Consider the following 15940-nt stretch of genomic DNA (forward strand, 5'->3'; position numbering starts at 1 on the left):
CGCTCACCCGGCCTTGGCCACGAGGGCGCGGTGCACGGCGGCGCACTCGGCGGCGACGGCGTCGGTGTCGACGGTGAGCACGGTGTCCCGTTCGACGACCGGGCGCCCGTGCACGAGCAGCAGCTCCAGCGGCGGCGGGGTGCCCAGGACGAGGGCGGCGACCGGGTCGGCGACGTCGCGGTGCCGGAACCCGTCGAGCCGCCACAGGGCGAGGTCGGCGAGCTTGCCGGTCTCGATCGACCCGATCTCGTCCTCGCGACCGAGCACCCGGGCACCGCCGAGCGTGCCGAGCTCCAGGGCCTCGCGCACCGACAGGGCACGGGGGCCGCCCGCGGCACGGGCGAACAGGACGGCGTGCTTGACGTCCTCCAGCAGGTGGGTGCCCTCGTTGGAGGCGGCGCCGTCGACGCCGATCCCGACCCGCGCGCCCGCGTCGACGAGGTCGCGGACCCGCGCGATGCCCGCGCCGAGACGGCCGTTGGAGGTGGGGCAGTGCGCGACGCCGGTGCCGGTCGCACCGATCGTCTTCACCGCGTCGTCGTCGAGGTGCACGGTGTGGGCGAACCACACGTCGGGCCCGGTCCAGCCCAGGTCGGCGACGTACTCGGTGGGGGTGGCACCGAAGCGCTCCCGGCAGTACGCCTCCTCGTCGTCGGTCTCGGCGAGGTGGGTGTGCAGCCGCACCCCGAGCTCGCGGGCCAGCGTCGCGGACTCGCGCATCAGCTCCGGCGTCACCGAGAACGGCGAGCAGGGGGCCAGCGCGATCCGCAGCATCGACCCCGGCGACGGGTCGTGCCAGCGGGCGACGGCGTCGGCGGAGGCGGCGAGGATCTCGTCGCGGTCGGAGACGACGTGGTCCGGCGGCAGCCCGCCCGCGCTGCGCCCGAGGTCCATCGAGCCGCGGGTCGGGTGGAACCGCAGCCCCACCTGCCGTGCGGCGCGGATCTCGGCGCCGAGCACGTCCCCGCCCTCGCGGGGGAAGACGTAGTGGTGGTCGGTCGTGGCGGTGCAGCCCGACAACGCGAGCGCGGACAGCGCGCCGGTGGCGCCGGTGTGCACGGCGTGCTCGTCGATGCCCGCCCACACCGGGTACAGCGTGGTCAGCCACTCGAACAGCGTGTGGTCGACGGCGAGCCCGCGGGTCACCCACTGGTAGAGGTGGTGGTGGGTGTTGACCAGGCCCGGGGTGAGCAGACAGCCGCGGGCGTCGACCCGGCGGTCGTAGGACCCCGCCGGGGCGGGACCGGGCCCGACGCCCGCGATCCGTTCCCCCTCGACGACGACGTGCCCGCCGGGGAGCTCCTCCCCGGTGACGGTGACGACGTGGGCACCCTCGATGGCGATCCGGTGTGCGGTCCGGCCGGCGCTCGGCTGCTGCATGGACCCAGTGCACCGCGCGCCGGTCACCGGGAGAAGGCACCGCCGTGACGAATCGGGGTCCCCCGCGGCGCACCGAGTTGTAGGTTTCTCCCATGCTGCTCTCGGAGCTCGTCGCACGCCCGGAGCTGCGGCTGCGGGTCCTGCACGGCTCGGCGGCCGACCTGGACCGGTCCGTGCGCTGGGTGTACCCGACCGACCTGCCCGACCCGTCGCGCTACCTGGGCGGCGGTGAGCTGGTCGTGTCCGGCCTGGTGTGGCGGCGGACGCCCGCGGACTCGGAGCGGTTCGTCGCGGCGGTCGCGCGGTCCGGGGCGGCGGCGCTGGTGGCCGGGGAGGCCGTGTTCGGCGACATCCCGGCCGACGTCGTCGACGCCTGCCGCCGCCACGACCTCGTGCTGGTCGCGGTGCCGGTGGACGTGTCGTTCGGCGCGGTGACCGAGGCGGTGATCGGGGCGCTGTCCGCGGCCCGCGGGGACCGGCTCGCCCACACCCTGGGCCGGCACCGGAGGCTGCTCGCCGCGTTCGCCGGCGGCGCGGAGCTGTCCGACCTCGCCACGGCGGTGTCGGCGGGCACCGGCCTGGTCTGCCGGGTGCTGACCGCGGCGGGCGGCCTGCTCGCCGGTCCGGCCCTGCCCGGGGCCGAGCGCGACGCCGTCGTCGCCGGGTTCCTGACCGCGGGCCGGTTGCCGGTGACCGTCCCGGCCGGGCCGGCGGGTGCGGCGCACCTGGTGGTGCCCGCGGCACCGGGGACGGCCCGGGCCACCGGCTGGCTGGTCGCGGCGCAGCTGCCGCCGGGCACGGCGCAGGCGGGGACCGACGCCGTCGACGCCGTCGGCGAGCTGGCCGCGATCGCCGCGCTGGACCGGTCCCGGCGCCGGGAGGGTGCTGCGGTGGCCCGTCCGATCGCCGACGACGCGCTGGCCCGGATCGCCGCCGACACCGGGGACCGCCCCGAGACCCGGGTGCGGCTGCGCCAGGCCGGGGTCGAGCCGGACGGGACCCTCGCCGTGGTCGTGCTGCGCGCCTCGGGCGTCGCGGACCCGGCCGACACCGCGCACACCGTGCTGCTCGACGCGCTGGTCGGCACCGGCCCGGCCGCGGTCGGCGTGCAGGGCGGCGACGCGGTCGCCGTCGTCGCGGTACCCGGGGCCCGGGACGCCCCGGACCCGGTGGAGCAGGTGCTCGCCGCGGTGCACCGGCTCGGACCGGGCCTGGCCGGCGGACGGCTCTCGGCCGGGGTGTCGCGGCCGTCGGCGGCGGACGCGCTGTCCGGTGCGCTCGCCGAGGCCGGGCACGCCGCGGGGCTGGCGGCGGGCCGGTCCGGCCCGGTGACCTCGGTGCGGGCCGGGGAGATCACCTCGCACGTCGCGCTGCTGGCCGGTGTCCCCGACGACGTGCGGCGCGGCTTCGCCGCCCAGGTCCTCGGCCCGGTGCTCGACCACGACGCGCGGTCGGGCACCGGGCTGCTGGAGACCCTGGAGGTCTTCCTCGACGAGTCCGGGTCGTGGAACCGGACCGCGGCCCGGCTGCACCTGCACGTCAACACCGTCCGGTACCGGATCGGCCGGGTGGCGGAGCTGACCGGGCGCGACCCGTCGTCGTTCGCCGACCGCGTCGACCTCTACCTGGCGCTGCGCTCGCGCTGACGGCGGCTCAGCCGGACACGAGGTCGTCGAAGCGGTGCCCGGCGACGGTCGCGACGGCGACGAGCGCGGCCGCGTGCTCCTGCGCCGGCGGGTGGGTGAGCCGGCGCCGCGCGGTCGCGAGCAGGGCGCCGCGGTCCCCGGCGTCGCGCAGGCACACGATCAGTGGGAAGCCGAACCGCTCCCGGTAGGCCGCGGCGAGCCGGCCGAGCTCGGCGCGGTCGTCGCCGTCGAGCAGGGCCAGACCGGCCCGGTCGCGCAGTGCCGCCGCGCCGGCGCCCGTGGTCGCGGTGCCCCCGTCGCGGGCGGACGCCGGCGCGGCGGAGCCGGTGCCCACCAGACCGCCCAGATCGGGGTAGTGGCCCATCAGCGCCCGCTGCTCCTCGGGCGGCGCGGCGAACAGCTCGTCCTGCACCGCGGCGCGCAGCGCCGTGGCGTCGGTGAAGGGGCCGCGGGCGTGCACCCGCCCGGGCACCGCGGTCGGGCCCTCGAACAGCCGCCCGAGGACCGCGGCGAACTCCCCGGCGTCGGCGGCGGCGAGCCGGTCGAAGGTCACGGTGTCCCCGCCGGCCGTCGCGGGGGCGGCGCCGCGGCGGCGCCCGGTGTGGAAGAACAGCAGGTTGAGCCCGATCGCGACGACGCTGCCCGCGGTGATCCCGGAGCCGAGCACGATGCCCGCCCACTGCGGCAGGGCCTGCGCCACGTCCGGCTGCACCGTCACGAACAGCGCGACCCCCAGCCCGGACCCCACCACGACGACGTTGCGGTGGTCGCGGAAGTCGACCCGCGACAGCGTCTGGATCCCGACGACGGCGACGGTCGCGAACATCGCCAGTGCCGCCCCGCCCAGCACCGGGTGCGGCACGGCCGCGACCAGCGCCCCGGCCTTCGGCACCAGCCCGATGAGGATCATGAAACCGCCCGCGGCGGCGACCACCCAGCGGCTGGAGACGCGGGTGAGCCGGACGAGGCCGACGTTCTCGGCGAAGCAGGTGTAGGGGAAGGAGTTGAGGACACCGCCCAGGGTGGTGGCGGCGCCGTCGGCGCGCAGGGCGCGGGCGACGTCGTCCGGCCCGACCTTCTTGTCCACGATCTCGCCGGTGGCGATCACGTCACCGGTCGTCTCGACCGCGGTGATCATCATGACGACGATCATCGACAGGATCGCGGCGATCGAGAACTGCGGCCAGCCGAAGTGGAACGGCGTGGTGACCCCGACCCAGTCCGACTCCCCCACCGCGGACAGGTCGACCAGACCGAACGGCACCGCGGCGAGCGTGCCGAGCACGAGCCCGGCCAGCACGGCGACCGTCGCGAGGAACCCGCGGAACATCCGCTGGATCAGCACGATCACCGCCAGCGTCCCGAGGGCGAGCCCGAGGTAGAGCGGGTTGCCGGGGTCGGGGGCGTTCGCGCCGCCGACGGCGTCGGTCGCGGCGACCGGCAGCAGCGCCAGCCCGATCACGGTGATCACCGTGCCGGTGACGACCGGGGGGAAGAACCGCAGCAGCCGCGCGACGTAGGGCGCGGCGAAGAAGGTGACCAGCCCGGCGACGATCACCGCGCCGTAGATGGTGGTGAGCCCGGCGGTGCCACCACCCGCGGCGAGCCCGATCGCGATCATCGGCGAGACCGCGGTGAACGTGACGCCCTGCAGCAGCGGCAGCCGCACCCCCATCCGGCCGATCCCGACCGACTGCAGGATCGAGGCGATGCCGCAGGTGAACAGGTCGGCGTTGATCAGGTGGATGAGCTGGCGCTCGTCGAGACCGATGGCGTTGGCGAGCAGGATCGGCACGACGACGGCACCGGCGTAGAACGCCAGCACGTGCTGCATGCCGTAGACGGCGAGCCGTCCGGCGGGCGGCACCCGGTCGACCGGGTGGACGGGGTGGGCGGGATCGGTGGTTCGGCCGGTGGATCGGCGCAGGCGCATCGGTGACCTCGATGGGAGCCGGAGGGTGTGACGGGGCAGGGCGCGCGGAGGGGGCCGGATTGCGACCTGCATCACCATGCGCCCGGGCCGGGACCGCCCGGCACCGCCGTCTCCGACGAACCCCGGCCCGCTCGTCGCGGGGCTTTCGTAGGTTCCGACAGTCGACCCGGACATCGGGCCCCCGGCGGGACACCGTTCGGAACCTCCCGGCAATCCCGTCGCAACCCGGGACCGGACACAATGCGGGGCATGCACCTCAGTCCGAGCGAGCGCGACAAGCTCCTGGTCCACGTCGCCGCCGACGTCGCCCGCAGGCGTCGCGAGCGGGGTCTGCGGATGAACTACCCGGAGTCGGTCGCGCTGATCACCGAGCACGTCCTGGAGGGCGCCCGCGACGGCCGCACCGTCAGCGAGCTGATGAGCAGCGGCCGTGAGGTCCTGACCCGCGACGACGTCCTCGACGGCGTCCCGGAGATGCTCGACTCGGTGCAGGTGGAGGCCACCTTCCCGGACGGCACGAAGCTCGTCACCGTCCACGGGCCGATCGCGTGATCCCCGGCGAGATCCTCGTCGGCACCGAGCCGGTCGAGCTGCACCCCGGCCGCCCCCGGCTGACGCTGACCGTGGTCAACGCCGCGGACCGCCCCGTGCAGGTCGGGTCGCACTACCACTTCGCCGCCGCGAACCCCGGACTGTCCTTCGACCGCGACGCCGCGTGGGGACACCGGCTCGACGTCCCCGCCGGGACGTCGGTGCGGTTCGAGCCCGGGGTGGAGCGCGAGGTGACGCTGGTGCCGATCGCCGGGGCGCGCCGGGTCCCCGGCCTGCGTCCCGAGCGGGCCGGCGCCCTCGACGAGCGGAGCTACGAGCAGTGAACATCGACCGCGCGCGCTACGCGGACCTGTACGGTCCCACCGTCGGGGACAGGGTCCGGCTCGCCGACACCGACCTGCTGATCGAGGTCACCGAGGACCGCTCGCGCGGCCCGGCGTCCGGCGACGAGGTCATGTTCGGCGGCGGCAAGGTGATCCGGGAGTCGATGGGGCAGGCGGCCGTCCTGGCCGCGGACTGTCCGGACCTGGTGATCACCGGCGCCGTCGTGCTCGACCACTGGGGCGTGGTGAAGGCCGACGTCGGGGTGAAGGACGGCCGGATCGTCGGCATCGGCAAGGCCGGCAACCCCGACACGATGGACGGGGTGGACCCGGCGCTGGTGATCGGGCCCGGCACCGAGGTGCTGGCGGGCAACGGACGCATCCTCACCGCCGGTGCGATCGACGCGCACGTGCACTTCATCTGCCCGCAGCTGGTCGAGACCGCGCTCGCGTCCGGGGTCACGACGCTGTTCGGCGGCGGCACCGGCCCGGTCGACGGGTCGAAGGCCACCACCGTCACGCCCGGCCCCTGGAACATCGGCCGGATGCTGCAGGCGATGGACCACCAGCCCGTGAACCTGCTGCTGATGGGCAAGGGCAACACGGTCTCGGCCGAGGCGCTGCACGAGCAGCTGCGCGCCGGGGCGGGCGGGTTCAAGCTGCACGAGGACTGGGGCACCACCCCGTCGGCGATCGACGCCTGTCTGCGGGTGTGCGAGGAGACCGGCGTGCAGGCCGCGATCCACACCGACACCCTCAACGAGGCCGGGTTCCTGCAGTCCACCCTGGCCGCGATCGACGGCCGCTCGATCAACGCCTTCCACACCGAGGGCGCCGGCGGCGGGCACGCCCCGGACATCATCGAGGTCGTCGGCACCTCGCACGTGCTGCCGTCGTCGACGAACCCGACCCGCCCGCACACCGTCAACACCCTCGACGAGCACCTCGACATGCTGATGGTGTGCCACCACCTGAACCCGTCGGTGCCCGAGGACCTGGCCTTCGCCGAGTCCCGCATCCGCCCGACGACGATCGCCGCCGAGGACGTGCTGCACGACCTGGGCGCGATCTCGATGATGTCGAGCGACTCGCAGGCGATGGGCCGGATCGGCGAGGTCGTCATCCGTACCTGGCAGACCGCACACGTCATGAAGGCCGCCCGCGGCCCGCTGCCCGGTGACTCCGAGCGGGCGGACAACCTGCGTGCGCAGCGCTACGTCGCGAAGTACACGATCAACCCCGCACTCGCCCACGGCGCCGCCGAGCACGTCGGGTCGGTCGAGGTCGGCAAGCTCGCCGACCTGGTGCTGTGGGAGCCGAAGTTCTTCGGGGTGCGGCCGGAGGTCGTCCTCAAGGGCGGCTTCGCGGTGTGGGCGCAGATGGGCGACGCGAACGCCTCCATCCCCACACCCGGCCCGGTCTACGGACGCCCGATGTTCGGCTACGCCCACACCCCCGCCGCGCTCGGCTCGCTCACCTTCATGGCGCCGTCCGCGCTGGAGGCGGGCGTTCCCGAGCGGCTCGGGCTGGCGACGCCCGCGGTGCCGGTGGCCGACACCCGCTCGGTGCGCAAGGCCGGGATGCTGCGCAACGACGCCACCCCGGACGTGCGCGTGGACCCGGACTCGTTCGAGGTGACGATCGACGGCGCCGTCGTCGAGCCCGCGCCGGTGAGCGAGCTGCCGATGGCGCAGCGGTACTTCCTGTTCTGATGGCGGGCCTCGCGTCGCTGGTGCTCGCCGACGCCCGGTTCCCCGGGGGCGGGCACGTGCACTCCGGCGGGCTGGAGGAGGCCGCCGAGCGGGGGCTGGTCACCGACGTCGCGTCGCTGCACGCGTTCCTGCGCGGGCGGCTGCGCACCGCGGGCCGGGTCGCGGCCTGCGCCGCCGCGGCCGCCGCGCACCCCGCGGGCCGGGACCGGCTCGGGGCGCTGGACGCGGCACTCGACGCGCGCACGCCGTCGCTCGCGCAGCGCGAGGCGTCGCGGGTGCAGGGGAAGGCGGCCCTGCGCGCGGCGCGGGCGGCGTGGCCGTCGCCGGAGCTCGACACGCTGGTCGCGGTCGACCGGCGGCCGCACCACCCGCTGCTCGTCGGCGTCGTCGTCGGCGTCGCCGGGGAGTCCCCGTCCGCCGCGGCCCGCTGCGTCGGCTACCTCGCCGTCTCCGGGCCCGCGTCGGCGGCGGTCCGGCTGCTCGGGCTGGACCCGTTCGCCGTCAACGCCGCGCTCGTCGCCCTGGACGACGACCTGGCCGTCGTCGTCGACGAGGCCGCGGCCCTCGCGGCGGGCGACCCCGCCGACCTCCCGGCGCCCGGCGCGCCGGTCCTCGACCTCATGGCCGAGTCCCACGTCCACCACCACCGCGAGAGGGTGCGTCTCTTTGCCTCCTGAGCAGAGCCCGCCGACCGGGCAGACCGGGCACGGCCACGGTCATGTGATCAGCTTCGACCCGACGGTCACCGACCACGACCACCACGCACCGGCCCCGGCCGGCGGGCGCGCGGTGCGGATCGGCATCGGAGGGCCGGTCGGGTCGGGCAAGACCGCGCTGGTCGCGGCGCTGGCCCGCAGCCTCGGCGAGCGGGTCCGCCTGGCCGTGGTCACCAACGACATCTACACCACCGAGGACGCGGACTTCCTGCGCCGCAACGCCGTGCTGCCGCCGGAGCGGGTCGAGGCCGTGCAGACCGGCTGCTGCCCGCACACCGCGATCCGCGACGACATCACCGCCAACCTCGACGCCGTCGAGCTGCTGGAGGAGCGCTTCGGCGACCTGGACCTGGTACTCGTGGAGTCCGGTGGGGACAACCTCACCGCGGTGTTCTCCCGCGGCCTGGTGGACCGGCAGATCTTCGTCGTCGACGTCGCGGGCGGGGACAAGGTGCCCCGCAAGGGCGGCCCCGGCGTCACCACCGCGGACCTGCTCGTGATCAACAAGACCGACCTGGCGCCGCTGGTCGGCGCGGACCTCGGGGTCATGACCGGCGACGCCGCACGCATCCGCGGCGAGCTGCCGGTGATCGCGCAGTCGCTGGTCGAGGACCCGGCCGCCGGCGACGTCGGTACCTGGGTGCTCGAGCAGGTCGCCGCGGTCCGGGCGAGCGTCTGAGGTGCTGGCCTGCGCGGAGCTCGTGGTCGTCGCGCGAGAGGGCCGGTCGGTCGTCACGACGCTGCGGGCGCAGTCCCCGCTGGCCCTGGTCCCCCGTCGTGGCGTCACCGGCGCGAGCCGGTCCGACGCCGTCGTGCACCTCGTGGGGTCGGCCTCGACCCCGCTGGCCGGCGACGACGTCACCCTCACCGTGACCGTCGGCGCGGGGGCGCACCTGACCCTGACCGGGGTCGCGGCGGCCGTCGCCCTGCCGGGTGGCCGCAGTGCCGACCGCGCGGCCCGGCCGAGCCGGACCGTGCTGCGCTGCAGCGTCGGCGACGGCGGGTCGCTGACCTACCTGCCGGAGCCGACCGTGGTGACCGGGCGGGCCCACCACGAGACCGTGCTCGACGTGGTGCTCGCCCCGACCGCCGCGTTGCGCGCCCGGGACCTGCTGGTCGCCGGCCGCACCGGGGAGCGGCCGGGCCGCTGCCGCGGGACCGTCCGGGTCACCGAGTGCAGTGCCGCCGGGAACGGTGCCGCCGGGAACGGTGCCGCGCCCGGCCGGCCGCTGCTGGTGCAGACCCAGGAGATCGGCGACCCGCTGCTCGACGCCTCCCCCGCCCACCTCGCCGGGCACCGGGTCCTGGGCACCGAGGTCCTGGTCGGGCCCGCCCGCGAGCAGGTCCCCGCGACCTGCGGGGACGGCTGGAGCCTGTCCCCGCTGCCGGGACGCGGGGCGCTCGCGACGGCCGTCGCGCACGACGCCGTCACCGCCGCCCGCCGCCTCGCCGAGGCGGTCCGCGCCGCCTCCTGAGCCGTCGGGTGACCGGCACCGGTGAGGGGCCGGGTGCCGCTCCCCCCACCGGTGGCGGTCACACCTGGGCCGGGAGCACGTGCTCGCCCGTCCGGTCGGTGCTCAGACACAGCGAGCACACGTAGGCGTCGTGCGCGGGGCAGGCCGCCATGTCCGGTCGTTCCAGGTCCTGACCGCACACGTGGCACGGCAGGGTGACGGCCGAGGGGTTGCCGTGCTCGTCGAGCATCGGCAGGTCGATGCCGTCGTCGGTGCGGCGCAGGTACCAGCGGCCCCGGGTGGCCAGCGCGATCACCGGGGGCAGCACCACCCCGAGCACGATCGCGACCAGCGGCGAGAACGGGGCGATCGCCTCGCCCAGCAGCCCGAAGAACGCCGCGATGGACAGCCCGCCCGCGACGACCACCGAGCCGAACCCGACCGGGTTGACCGCGTACAGCATGCCGCGGCGGAACTCCGGGACCTTCGGCGAGATGCCGAGCAGGTACTTGTTCACCACGATGTCGGTGGCGACCACGACGATCCAGGCGATGCCCATGTTGGCGTAGAACCCGAGGATCGCGTTGAGGAAGTCGAACATGTTCGCCTCCATCAGCACGAGCGCGATCACCAGGTTGACGCCGAGGAACACCAGCCGTCCGGGGTAGGTGCCGGTGACCCGGGTGAAGGAGTTGGTCCAGGCCAGCGAGCCGGAGTAGGCGTTGGTGACGTTGATCTTGATCTGGCTGATGACGACGAGCACCACGGCCAGGGTGATGGCCAGCCACGCGGGCATGAGCTCCTGGTAGATGGCCAGGAACTGGTGCACCGGCTCGTTGGCCACCGCCGCGCCGTCGGCCAGGTTCGCGATCAGGTAGACGGCCAGGAACAGCCCGACGACCTGCTTCGCCGCCCCGAACAGCACCCAGCCCGGTCCGGCGAGCAGCGTCGCGGCCCACCAGCGGCGGGCGTTCTCCGGGGTCCTGGGTGGCATGAACCGCAGGTAGTCGATCTGCTCGGCGATCTGGGCGATCAGCGACAGGCACACCCCGGCGGCGAGCATGACCGAGCCGAGACTCGGGGCGCCCGCGCCGTCCTCGCCCTGGTAGGCCAGGAACGTCGACACCGAGTCCGGGTGCGCCAGGAGCAGGTAGCCGAAGGGCAGCACCATCAGGACCAGCCACAGCGGCGTCGTCCACACCTGCAGCGTGGACAGCAGCGACATCCCGTACACCACCAGCGGGAAGATGATCACCGTGGACACGGCGTAGCCCGCCCACAGCGGCAGACCGAGGCCCAGCTCGAGTCCCTGGGCCATGATCGAGCCCTCGAGGGCGAAGAAGATGAAGGTGAAGGTCGCGAAGATGACGTTGGTCAGGACCGAGCCGTAGTAGCCGAAGCCGCTGCCGCGGGTGATCAGGTCCAGGTCCAGGTTGTAGCGGGCCGCGTAGTACGCCAGCGGCAGCCCGGTCGCGATGATCACCAGCGCGAACACGGCGATGCCCCACAGGGCGTTGACCGTGCCGTAGGCGATGCCGATGTTCGCGCCGATCGCGAAGTCGGCGAGGTAGGCGATCCCGCCGAGCGCGGTCACCCCGACGACGCCGGGCGACCACCGGCGGTAGCTGCGCGGCGCGAACCGCAGCGTGTAGTCCTCCAGCGTCTCGCGCGCGGCTCCCGCCGGCGCCGCCGCGGTCCGGTCCATCTCCTGCGTCATCGATGCCCCCACGGTGGCCGGGTCGGAGGACCACCGCTGAGGAATGCTGCGTTCCGCAACGACGGCGCCGGTTGCCGTCGGGTGACGACTGCGTGACACCGGCCCCGGACGATCCGGGCGCCGCGTGACGGCCGGCGGACCGGCCGGGACGACTGCGTGACGATCCGGGCACGACGGGTGCGTCCCCGCGCCGGACCGGCCACCGTTGTGGACGGGGTGGCCGGGGCGGACGGCGGCCCCGCGACGACGGTGGCGACGGGCGAGGGCGGGCGGGGACGCTGGGCGGTCGGTCAGGAGGGCGGGTGTTCCCACATCGTCGTGCGGAACAGATCCCAGAAGCCCAGCCGGCGGTAGACGGGGTGGCCGTCGTCGCTGGAGATCAGCAGCGACGGCAGCCCGGGCGCGGCCGCGCAGACGGCCGCGGTGACCGCCCCGCCGAACCCGCGGCCACGGTGCTCCGGCAGCACCGACACCCAGTCGACCTCGACCACGCCGTGGTGCACGCCCGCCCCGGCCGTCGCGACCGGTTCGTCGCCGGCGTACCCGACGACCAGGTGCAGCAGGTCCGCGGACCGCGGGTCCGCGACGGCCGGCCGCCCCACCTCGGCGAGGCCGTAACCGGCGACCAGCACGCGCTCGAAGTCGGCCGGGTCGGCGTCGGGCACCGTCCGGATCCGCAGACCCGGCGGGGGCGGCGGCAGCGGTCCCGGCGGGCGGAACATCAGCGGCGGATGGCCGACCCGCACCAGCCCGTACCCGCTCAGGTCGGGCAGCGCGAACAGCGAGAGCAGCACCCACCAGCGGTGCGGCGGGAAGAAGGCGGCCGCGTCGTCGAGCACCCGCCGCAGGTCGCCGGGGTCCGGCGGAGCGGTCAGGACGACCGCGTTGTCGTAGCCGAACGGGGACCCGGGGTCGGCCAGGACGGCACCGGCCACCCGTCGCGCCCGCCCTCCGGCGCGGGCCGCCATCGCGGTGGTCCGGTCGGCGTAGGCGTGCACGAACCGGCGCGCGAGGCTGTCCCCGACCGGGCTGTCCGGCTCCCAGCCGGTGGTGAGCGTCTCGGTGGTCATGCCGGGGATGGTCCGCCGGTCCCGCGTGCTCCGGCAGGGCCGTTCGGCCGGGTGACCCTTGACACCTCGCCGTCGCGAAACCAACACTGATGACACTTCGGAACGACGGTTCCGCATCGTGAAACTTCACGGACGAGTACGGAAGCAGGACCCATGCCGGACGACCTGACCCTCGACCGACTCAACACCGCCCCACCCGACGAGCTGCGCCCGGCCCTGCGTGCCTGCGCCACCTCGCCGGGGTGGGCGGACCGGCTGCTGGCCGGACGCCCGTACGGCAGCGTCGACGACGCCGTCGCAGCGGCGGAGAAGGCGGTCCTCGCCCTGGACAGCGCCGAGATCGACGCCGCGCTGGCCGGGCACCCCCGCATCGGCGAGCGCCCCGGCGGCGCCCATGCCGACGGTGCCGCGTTCTCGCGTTCCGAACAGTCCGGTGTGGACACCGGGGCGGACACCGCCGCCCGGCTCGCCGCCGGCAACGCCGCCTACGAGCAGCGCTTCGGCCACGTCTTCCTGATCCGGGCCGCCGGCCGCGACGCCGGGCAGATCCTCGCCGAGCTGGAGCGCAGGCTGGACAACGACCCGGCCGCCGAGCGCGCCGAGGCCGCCGGTCAGCTGGCCGAGATCACCGCCCTGCGGATGCGGCAGGTGCTGGCATGAGCAGCTTCTCCACCCACGTCCTCGACGCCGCGGCGGGCCGCCCGGCCACCGGCGTCCCGGTCACCCTGACCGGCGCGGACGGGACCGTGCTGGCGTCGGGCACCACCGACGGCGACGGCCGCTGGCGCGCCCCGGAGTCCGCCGCGCTCACCGCGGGGGTGCTGCACCGGATCACGTTCACGACGCCGAGCCCGTTCTTCCCGGAGGTGTCGATCGCGTTCCGCCCGGAGCGCACCGACCGCCACCACCACGTCCCGCTGCTGCTGTCGCCCTACTCCTACTCCACCTACCTCGGGAGCTGATCATGTCCGTCTCGGTCCACCTCGGCGACAACAAGTACGGCAAGGCGGAGGTCCGCGTGGTGCGGGTCGTGCGCGACACCGCCCGGCACGAGATCACCGACCTCAACGTGACCAGCCAGCTGCGGGGCGCCGCCCTGGAGAGCAGCTACCTGACCGGCGACAACTCCAAGGTCGTCGCCACCGACACCCAGAAGAACGTGGTGTACGCCTTCGCCTCCGAGCACGGGATCACCTCGCCCGAGGAGTTCCTGCTGCTGCTGGGCGACCACTTCACCGGCGAGTTCGACTGGATCACCGGCGGGCTCTGGCAGGCCGAGCTGTACGAGTGGGAGCGGATCGTCGTCGACGGCGCCGGGCACGACCACTCGTTCGTCCGGAAGGGCCGGGCCACCCGGCTGGCGACGGTGCAGAAGACCGGCGACGCCACCCACGTCACCGCCGGGCTGAAGGACCTCACCGTGCTCAAGTCCACCGGCAGCGAGTTCCACGGCTTCCCGCGCGACCGCTACACCACCCTGGTCGAGACCGACGACCGCATCCTCGCCACCTCGGTCACCGCGCGCTGGCGCTACCTGCCCGACGCCGTCGCCGCCGGGATCGACTTCAACGGCGCCTACGACGCGATCGGCGCGGCGATGCTGTCGGCGTTCGCCACCACCCACTCGCTCGCGCTGCAGCAGTCGCTCTACGAGATGGGCCGGGCCGCGATCGAGGCCTGCGACGGCGTCGCCGAGATCCGGTTCGCGATGCCCAACAAGCACCACTTCCTGTCCGACCTGTCGCCGTTCGGCCTCAAGAACCCGAACGAGGTCTTCCACGCCGCCGACCGCCCCTACGGCCTGATCGAGGGCACCGTCGTCCGCGACGGCGTGACCCCGGCGCCGGAGGCGTGGACCGACGTGCCGTCCTCCGTCTGACCCGCCACTCCCACCGAGGGGATCCGCCATGAGCACGGAACAGGCAGTACGTCCGGAGGACGAACGGCTCGGCATCGGGCCGACGCTCGGCTACGGCGTCCAGCACATCCTCGCGATGTTCGGGGGCGTGATCGCGGTACCGATCATCATCGGCGGTGCGGCCGGGCTCACCCCCGCGCAGAGCGCCGTGCTCGTCGCCTCCGGGCTGTTCGTCAGCGGGCTCGCCACCCTGCTGCAGACCCTCGGCCTGCCGTTCTTCGGATCGCAGCTGCCGCTGGTGCAGGGCACCTCGTTCGCGTCGGTGTCGACGATGATCGCGATCGTCGGCGACGACGGCACCGACGGCCTGCGCACCGTCTACGGCGCGGTGATCGTCGCGGCCGCGGTCGGGCTTCTCATCACCCCGTTCTTCGCCCGGGTGGTACGGCTGTTCCCGCCGGTGGTGACCGGGTCGATCATCACCGTGATCGGGCTGTCGCTGATGCCGGTGGCGACCGGCTGGATCACCGGCCGGGAGACCGTCACCGTGGGCGGGGCGACGGTGCCCAACCCCGAGTTCGCCGCGCTGCCCTCGATCGCGCTGGCCGGGTTCACCTTCCTGGTGGTGGTCGTCGCCGGGAAGATCGCGGTGCTCTCGCGGCTGTCGGTGCTGCTCGGGCTGCTGGTCGGGACCGTCGTCGCGCTGGTGGCGGGGCTGAGCGACTTCTCCGGGGTCGGCGGGGCGAGCGTCGCCGCGCTGCCCGCGCCGTTCGCGTTCGGCACCCCGCTGTTCACGGTCGGGGCGACCGTCTCGATGGTCATCGTGGTCCTGGTGATCATGGTGGAGACCACCGCCGACATCCTCGCGGTCGGCGAGGTCGTCGAGACCCGGGTCGACGCCCGCCGGGTCGGCGACGGGCTGCGCGCCGACATGGCCGCCTCGGTGGTCGCGCCGGTGTTCAACTCCTTCCCGGCGACGGCGTTCGCCCAGAACGTCGGGCTCGTCGCGCTGACCGGGATCCGGAGCCGGTTCGCCGTCGCCGCCGGTGGGCTGCTCCTGCTGGTGCTGGGGCTCTCGCCGATGGCGTCCGCGGTGTTCTCGGCGATCCCGCAGCCGGTGCTCGGCGGGGCGGGCATCGTGCTGTTCGGCACGGTCGCCGCCAGCGGGATCCGGACACTCGCCGCCGTCGAGTACCGCGGGACCAACAACATGGTGATCGTCGCGGCGTCGGTGGCGTTCGGCCTGGTCCCGGTGGTCTCGCCGGACTTCTGGGCGAACTTCCCGGACTGGTTCGCGACGATCTTCCACTCCGGCATCAGCTCGGCGGCGATCGTCGCGGTGCTGCTCAACCTGTTCTTCAACGTGTTCGCCCCCGGCCGGCCGTCGGCGCCGTCGGTCGTCGCGGCGGGCCCGCCGGTGCTGGTGCAGACCGGGGAGATCCGGATCCTGGCCTCGGGCGAGGTGCTGGGCCCGGAGTCCTACGAGCCGGTCACGGCGAAGCCGGGCACCCAGGTCAGGGACGACTGAGCGCCGCGGCATGATCGTCGTTCCGGCAGGGTCCGGTGTCGTCCGTGGCAC

15 protein-coding genes are annotated in these 15940 nt (G+C 74.6%); 11 read left to right on the top strand and 4 right to left on the bottom strand.

The window, feature by feature from the left end; genetic code table 11:
- Positions 1 to 3: 3 nt before the first annotated feature.
- Positions 4 to 1380, bottom strand: coding sequence for an 8-oxoguanine deaminase (locus tag KPF22_RS16585; RefSeq protein ID WP_224402610.1), 1377 nt, complete (start codon positions 1378 to 1380; stop codon positions 4 to 6).
- A gap of 92 nt (positions 1381 to 1472) precedes the next feature.
- Between KPF22_RS16585 and KPF22_RS16590 the strand changes: the two genes are divergently transcribed.
- Positions 1473 to 3026, top strand: a complete 1554-nt coding sequence (locus tag KPF22_RS16590; protein WP_224402611.1) for a PucR family transcriptional regulator ligand-binding domain-containing protein — start codon at positions 1473 to 1475, stop codon at positions 3024 to 3026.
- Positions 3027 to 3033: 7 nt separating this feature from the next.
- Here KPF22_RS16590 and KPF22_RS16595 read toward each other — a convergent pair whose 3' ends face one another.
- A complete protein-coding gene (locus KPF22_RS16595; protein WP_224402612.1) occupies positions 3034 to 4959 on the bottom strand; it encodes a solute carrier family 23 protein in 1926 nt (641 codons plus the stop codon).
- A 249-nt stretch (positions 4960 to 5208) separates the two neighbouring features.
- On the opposite strand from KPF22_RS16595, the gene KPF22_RS16600 reads away from it, so the two are divergent.
- Genes KPF22_RS16600 through KPF22_RS16625 form a run of 6 tightly spaced genes read left to right on the top strand, consistent with a single transcriptional unit; the run spans position 5209 to position 9737 of the window.
- Positions 5209 to 5511 carry an urease subunit gamma gene (locus tag KPF22_RS16600; protein ID WP_020622559.1) on the top strand — a complete coding sequence of 101 codons (303 nt, stop codon included), beginning with the start codon at positions 5209 to 5211 and terminating at the stop codon, positions 5509 to 5511.
- Positions 5508 to 5834, top strand: coding sequence for an urease subunit beta (locus KPF22_RS16605; RefSeq protein WP_208825258.1), 327 nt, complete (start codon positions 5508 to 5510; stop codon positions 5832 to 5834). Before KPF22_RS16600 ends, KPF22_RS16605 begins: the two co-directional genes overlap by 4 nt.
- Positions 5831 to 7546 carry an urease subunit alpha gene (locus KPF22_RS16610; protein ID WP_224402613.1) on the top strand — a complete coding sequence of 572 codons (1716 nt, stop codon included), beginning with the start codon at positions 5831 to 5833 and terminating at the stop codon, positions 7544 to 7546. The genes KPF22_RS16605 and KPF22_RS16610 overlap by 4 nt, the downstream gene beginning before the upstream one ends.
- Entirely contained in the window at positions 7546 to 8223 is a 678-nt protein-coding gene (locus tag KPF22_RS16615) for an urease accessory protein UreF (protein WP_208825253.1), read from the top strand. Before KPF22_RS16610 ends, KPF22_RS16615 begins: the two co-directional genes overlap by 1 nt.
- Positions 8213 to 8941, top strand: a complete 729-nt coding sequence (gene ureG, locus KPF22_RS16620; RefSeq protein WP_224402614.1) for an urease accessory protein UreG — start codon at positions 8213 to 8215, stop codon at positions 8939 to 8941. The genes KPF22_RS16615 and ureG overlap by 11 nt, the downstream gene beginning before the upstream one ends.
- Position 8942: 1 nt before the next feature.
- Positions 8943 to 9737, top strand: a complete 795-nt coding sequence (locus KPF22_RS16625) for an urease accessory protein UreD (protein ID WP_224402615.1) — start codon at positions 8943 to 8945, stop codon at positions 9735 to 9737.
- Positions 9738 to 9795: 58 nt separating this feature from the next.
- Here KPF22_RS16625 and KPF22_RS16630 read toward each other — a convergent pair whose 3' ends face one another.
- Together KPF22_RS16630 and KPF22_RS16635 are read right to left on the bottom strand one after the other, a co-directional pair.
- Positions 9796 to 11433 carry a cytosine permease gene (locus KPF22_RS16630; RefSeq protein WP_224402616.1) on the bottom strand — a complete coding sequence of 546 codons (1638 nt, stop codon included), beginning with the start codon at positions 11431 to 11433 and terminating at the stop codon, positions 9796 to 9798.
- A gap of 290 nt (positions 11434 to 11723) precedes the next feature.
- Positions 11724 to 12503, bottom strand: a complete 780-nt coding sequence (locus tag KPF22_RS16635; RefSeq protein WP_208825246.1) for a GNAT family N-acetyltransferase — start codon at positions 12501 to 12503, stop codon at positions 11724 to 11726.
- A 153-nt stretch (positions 12504 to 12656) separates the two neighbouring features.
- Between KPF22_RS16635 and uraD the strand changes: the two genes are divergently transcribed.
- The 4 genes from uraD to KPF22_RS16655 are packed head-to-tail and all read left to right on the top strand — an operon-like array spanning position 12657 to position 15889.
- Positions 12657 to 13163 (top strand): 2-oxo-4-hydroxy-4-carboxy-5-ureidoimidazoline decarboxylase, encoded by a 507-nt coding sequence (gene uraD / locus KPF22_RS16640; RefSeq protein WP_208825243.1) that lies wholly within the window; start codon positions 12657 to 12659, stop codon positions 13161 to 13163.
- Complete coding sequence (locus KPF22_RS16645; protein ID WP_208825241.1) at positions 13160 to 13465, top strand: hydroxyisourate hydrolase; 306 nt, start codon at positions 13160 to 13162, stop codon at positions 13463 to 13465. The genes uraD and KPF22_RS16645 overlap by 4 nt, the downstream gene beginning before the upstream one ends.
- A gap of 2 nt (positions 13466 to 13467) precedes the next feature.
- A complete protein-coding gene (gene pucL, locus KPF22_RS16650) occupies positions 13468 to 14382 on the top strand; it encodes a factor-independent urate hydroxylase (protein WP_208825239.1) in 915 nt (304 codons plus the stop codon).
- Positions 14383 to 14410: 28 nt separating this feature from the next.
- On the top strand, positions 14411 to 15889 hold the full coding sequence (locus tag KPF22_RS16655; RefSeq protein ID WP_208825237.1) for a nucleobase:cation symporter-2 family protein: 1479 nt from the start codon (positions 14411 to 14413) through the stop codon (positions 15887 to 15889).
- The last annotated feature ends 51 nt before the right edge of the window (positions 15890 to 15940 follow it).

Origin of the sequence: Pseudonocardia sp. ICBG1034 (assembly GCF_020131375.1) — a bacterium.
GTDB lineage: Bacteria > Actinomycetota > Actinomycetes > Mycobacteriales > Pseudonocardiaceae > Pseudonocardia > Pseudonocardia alni.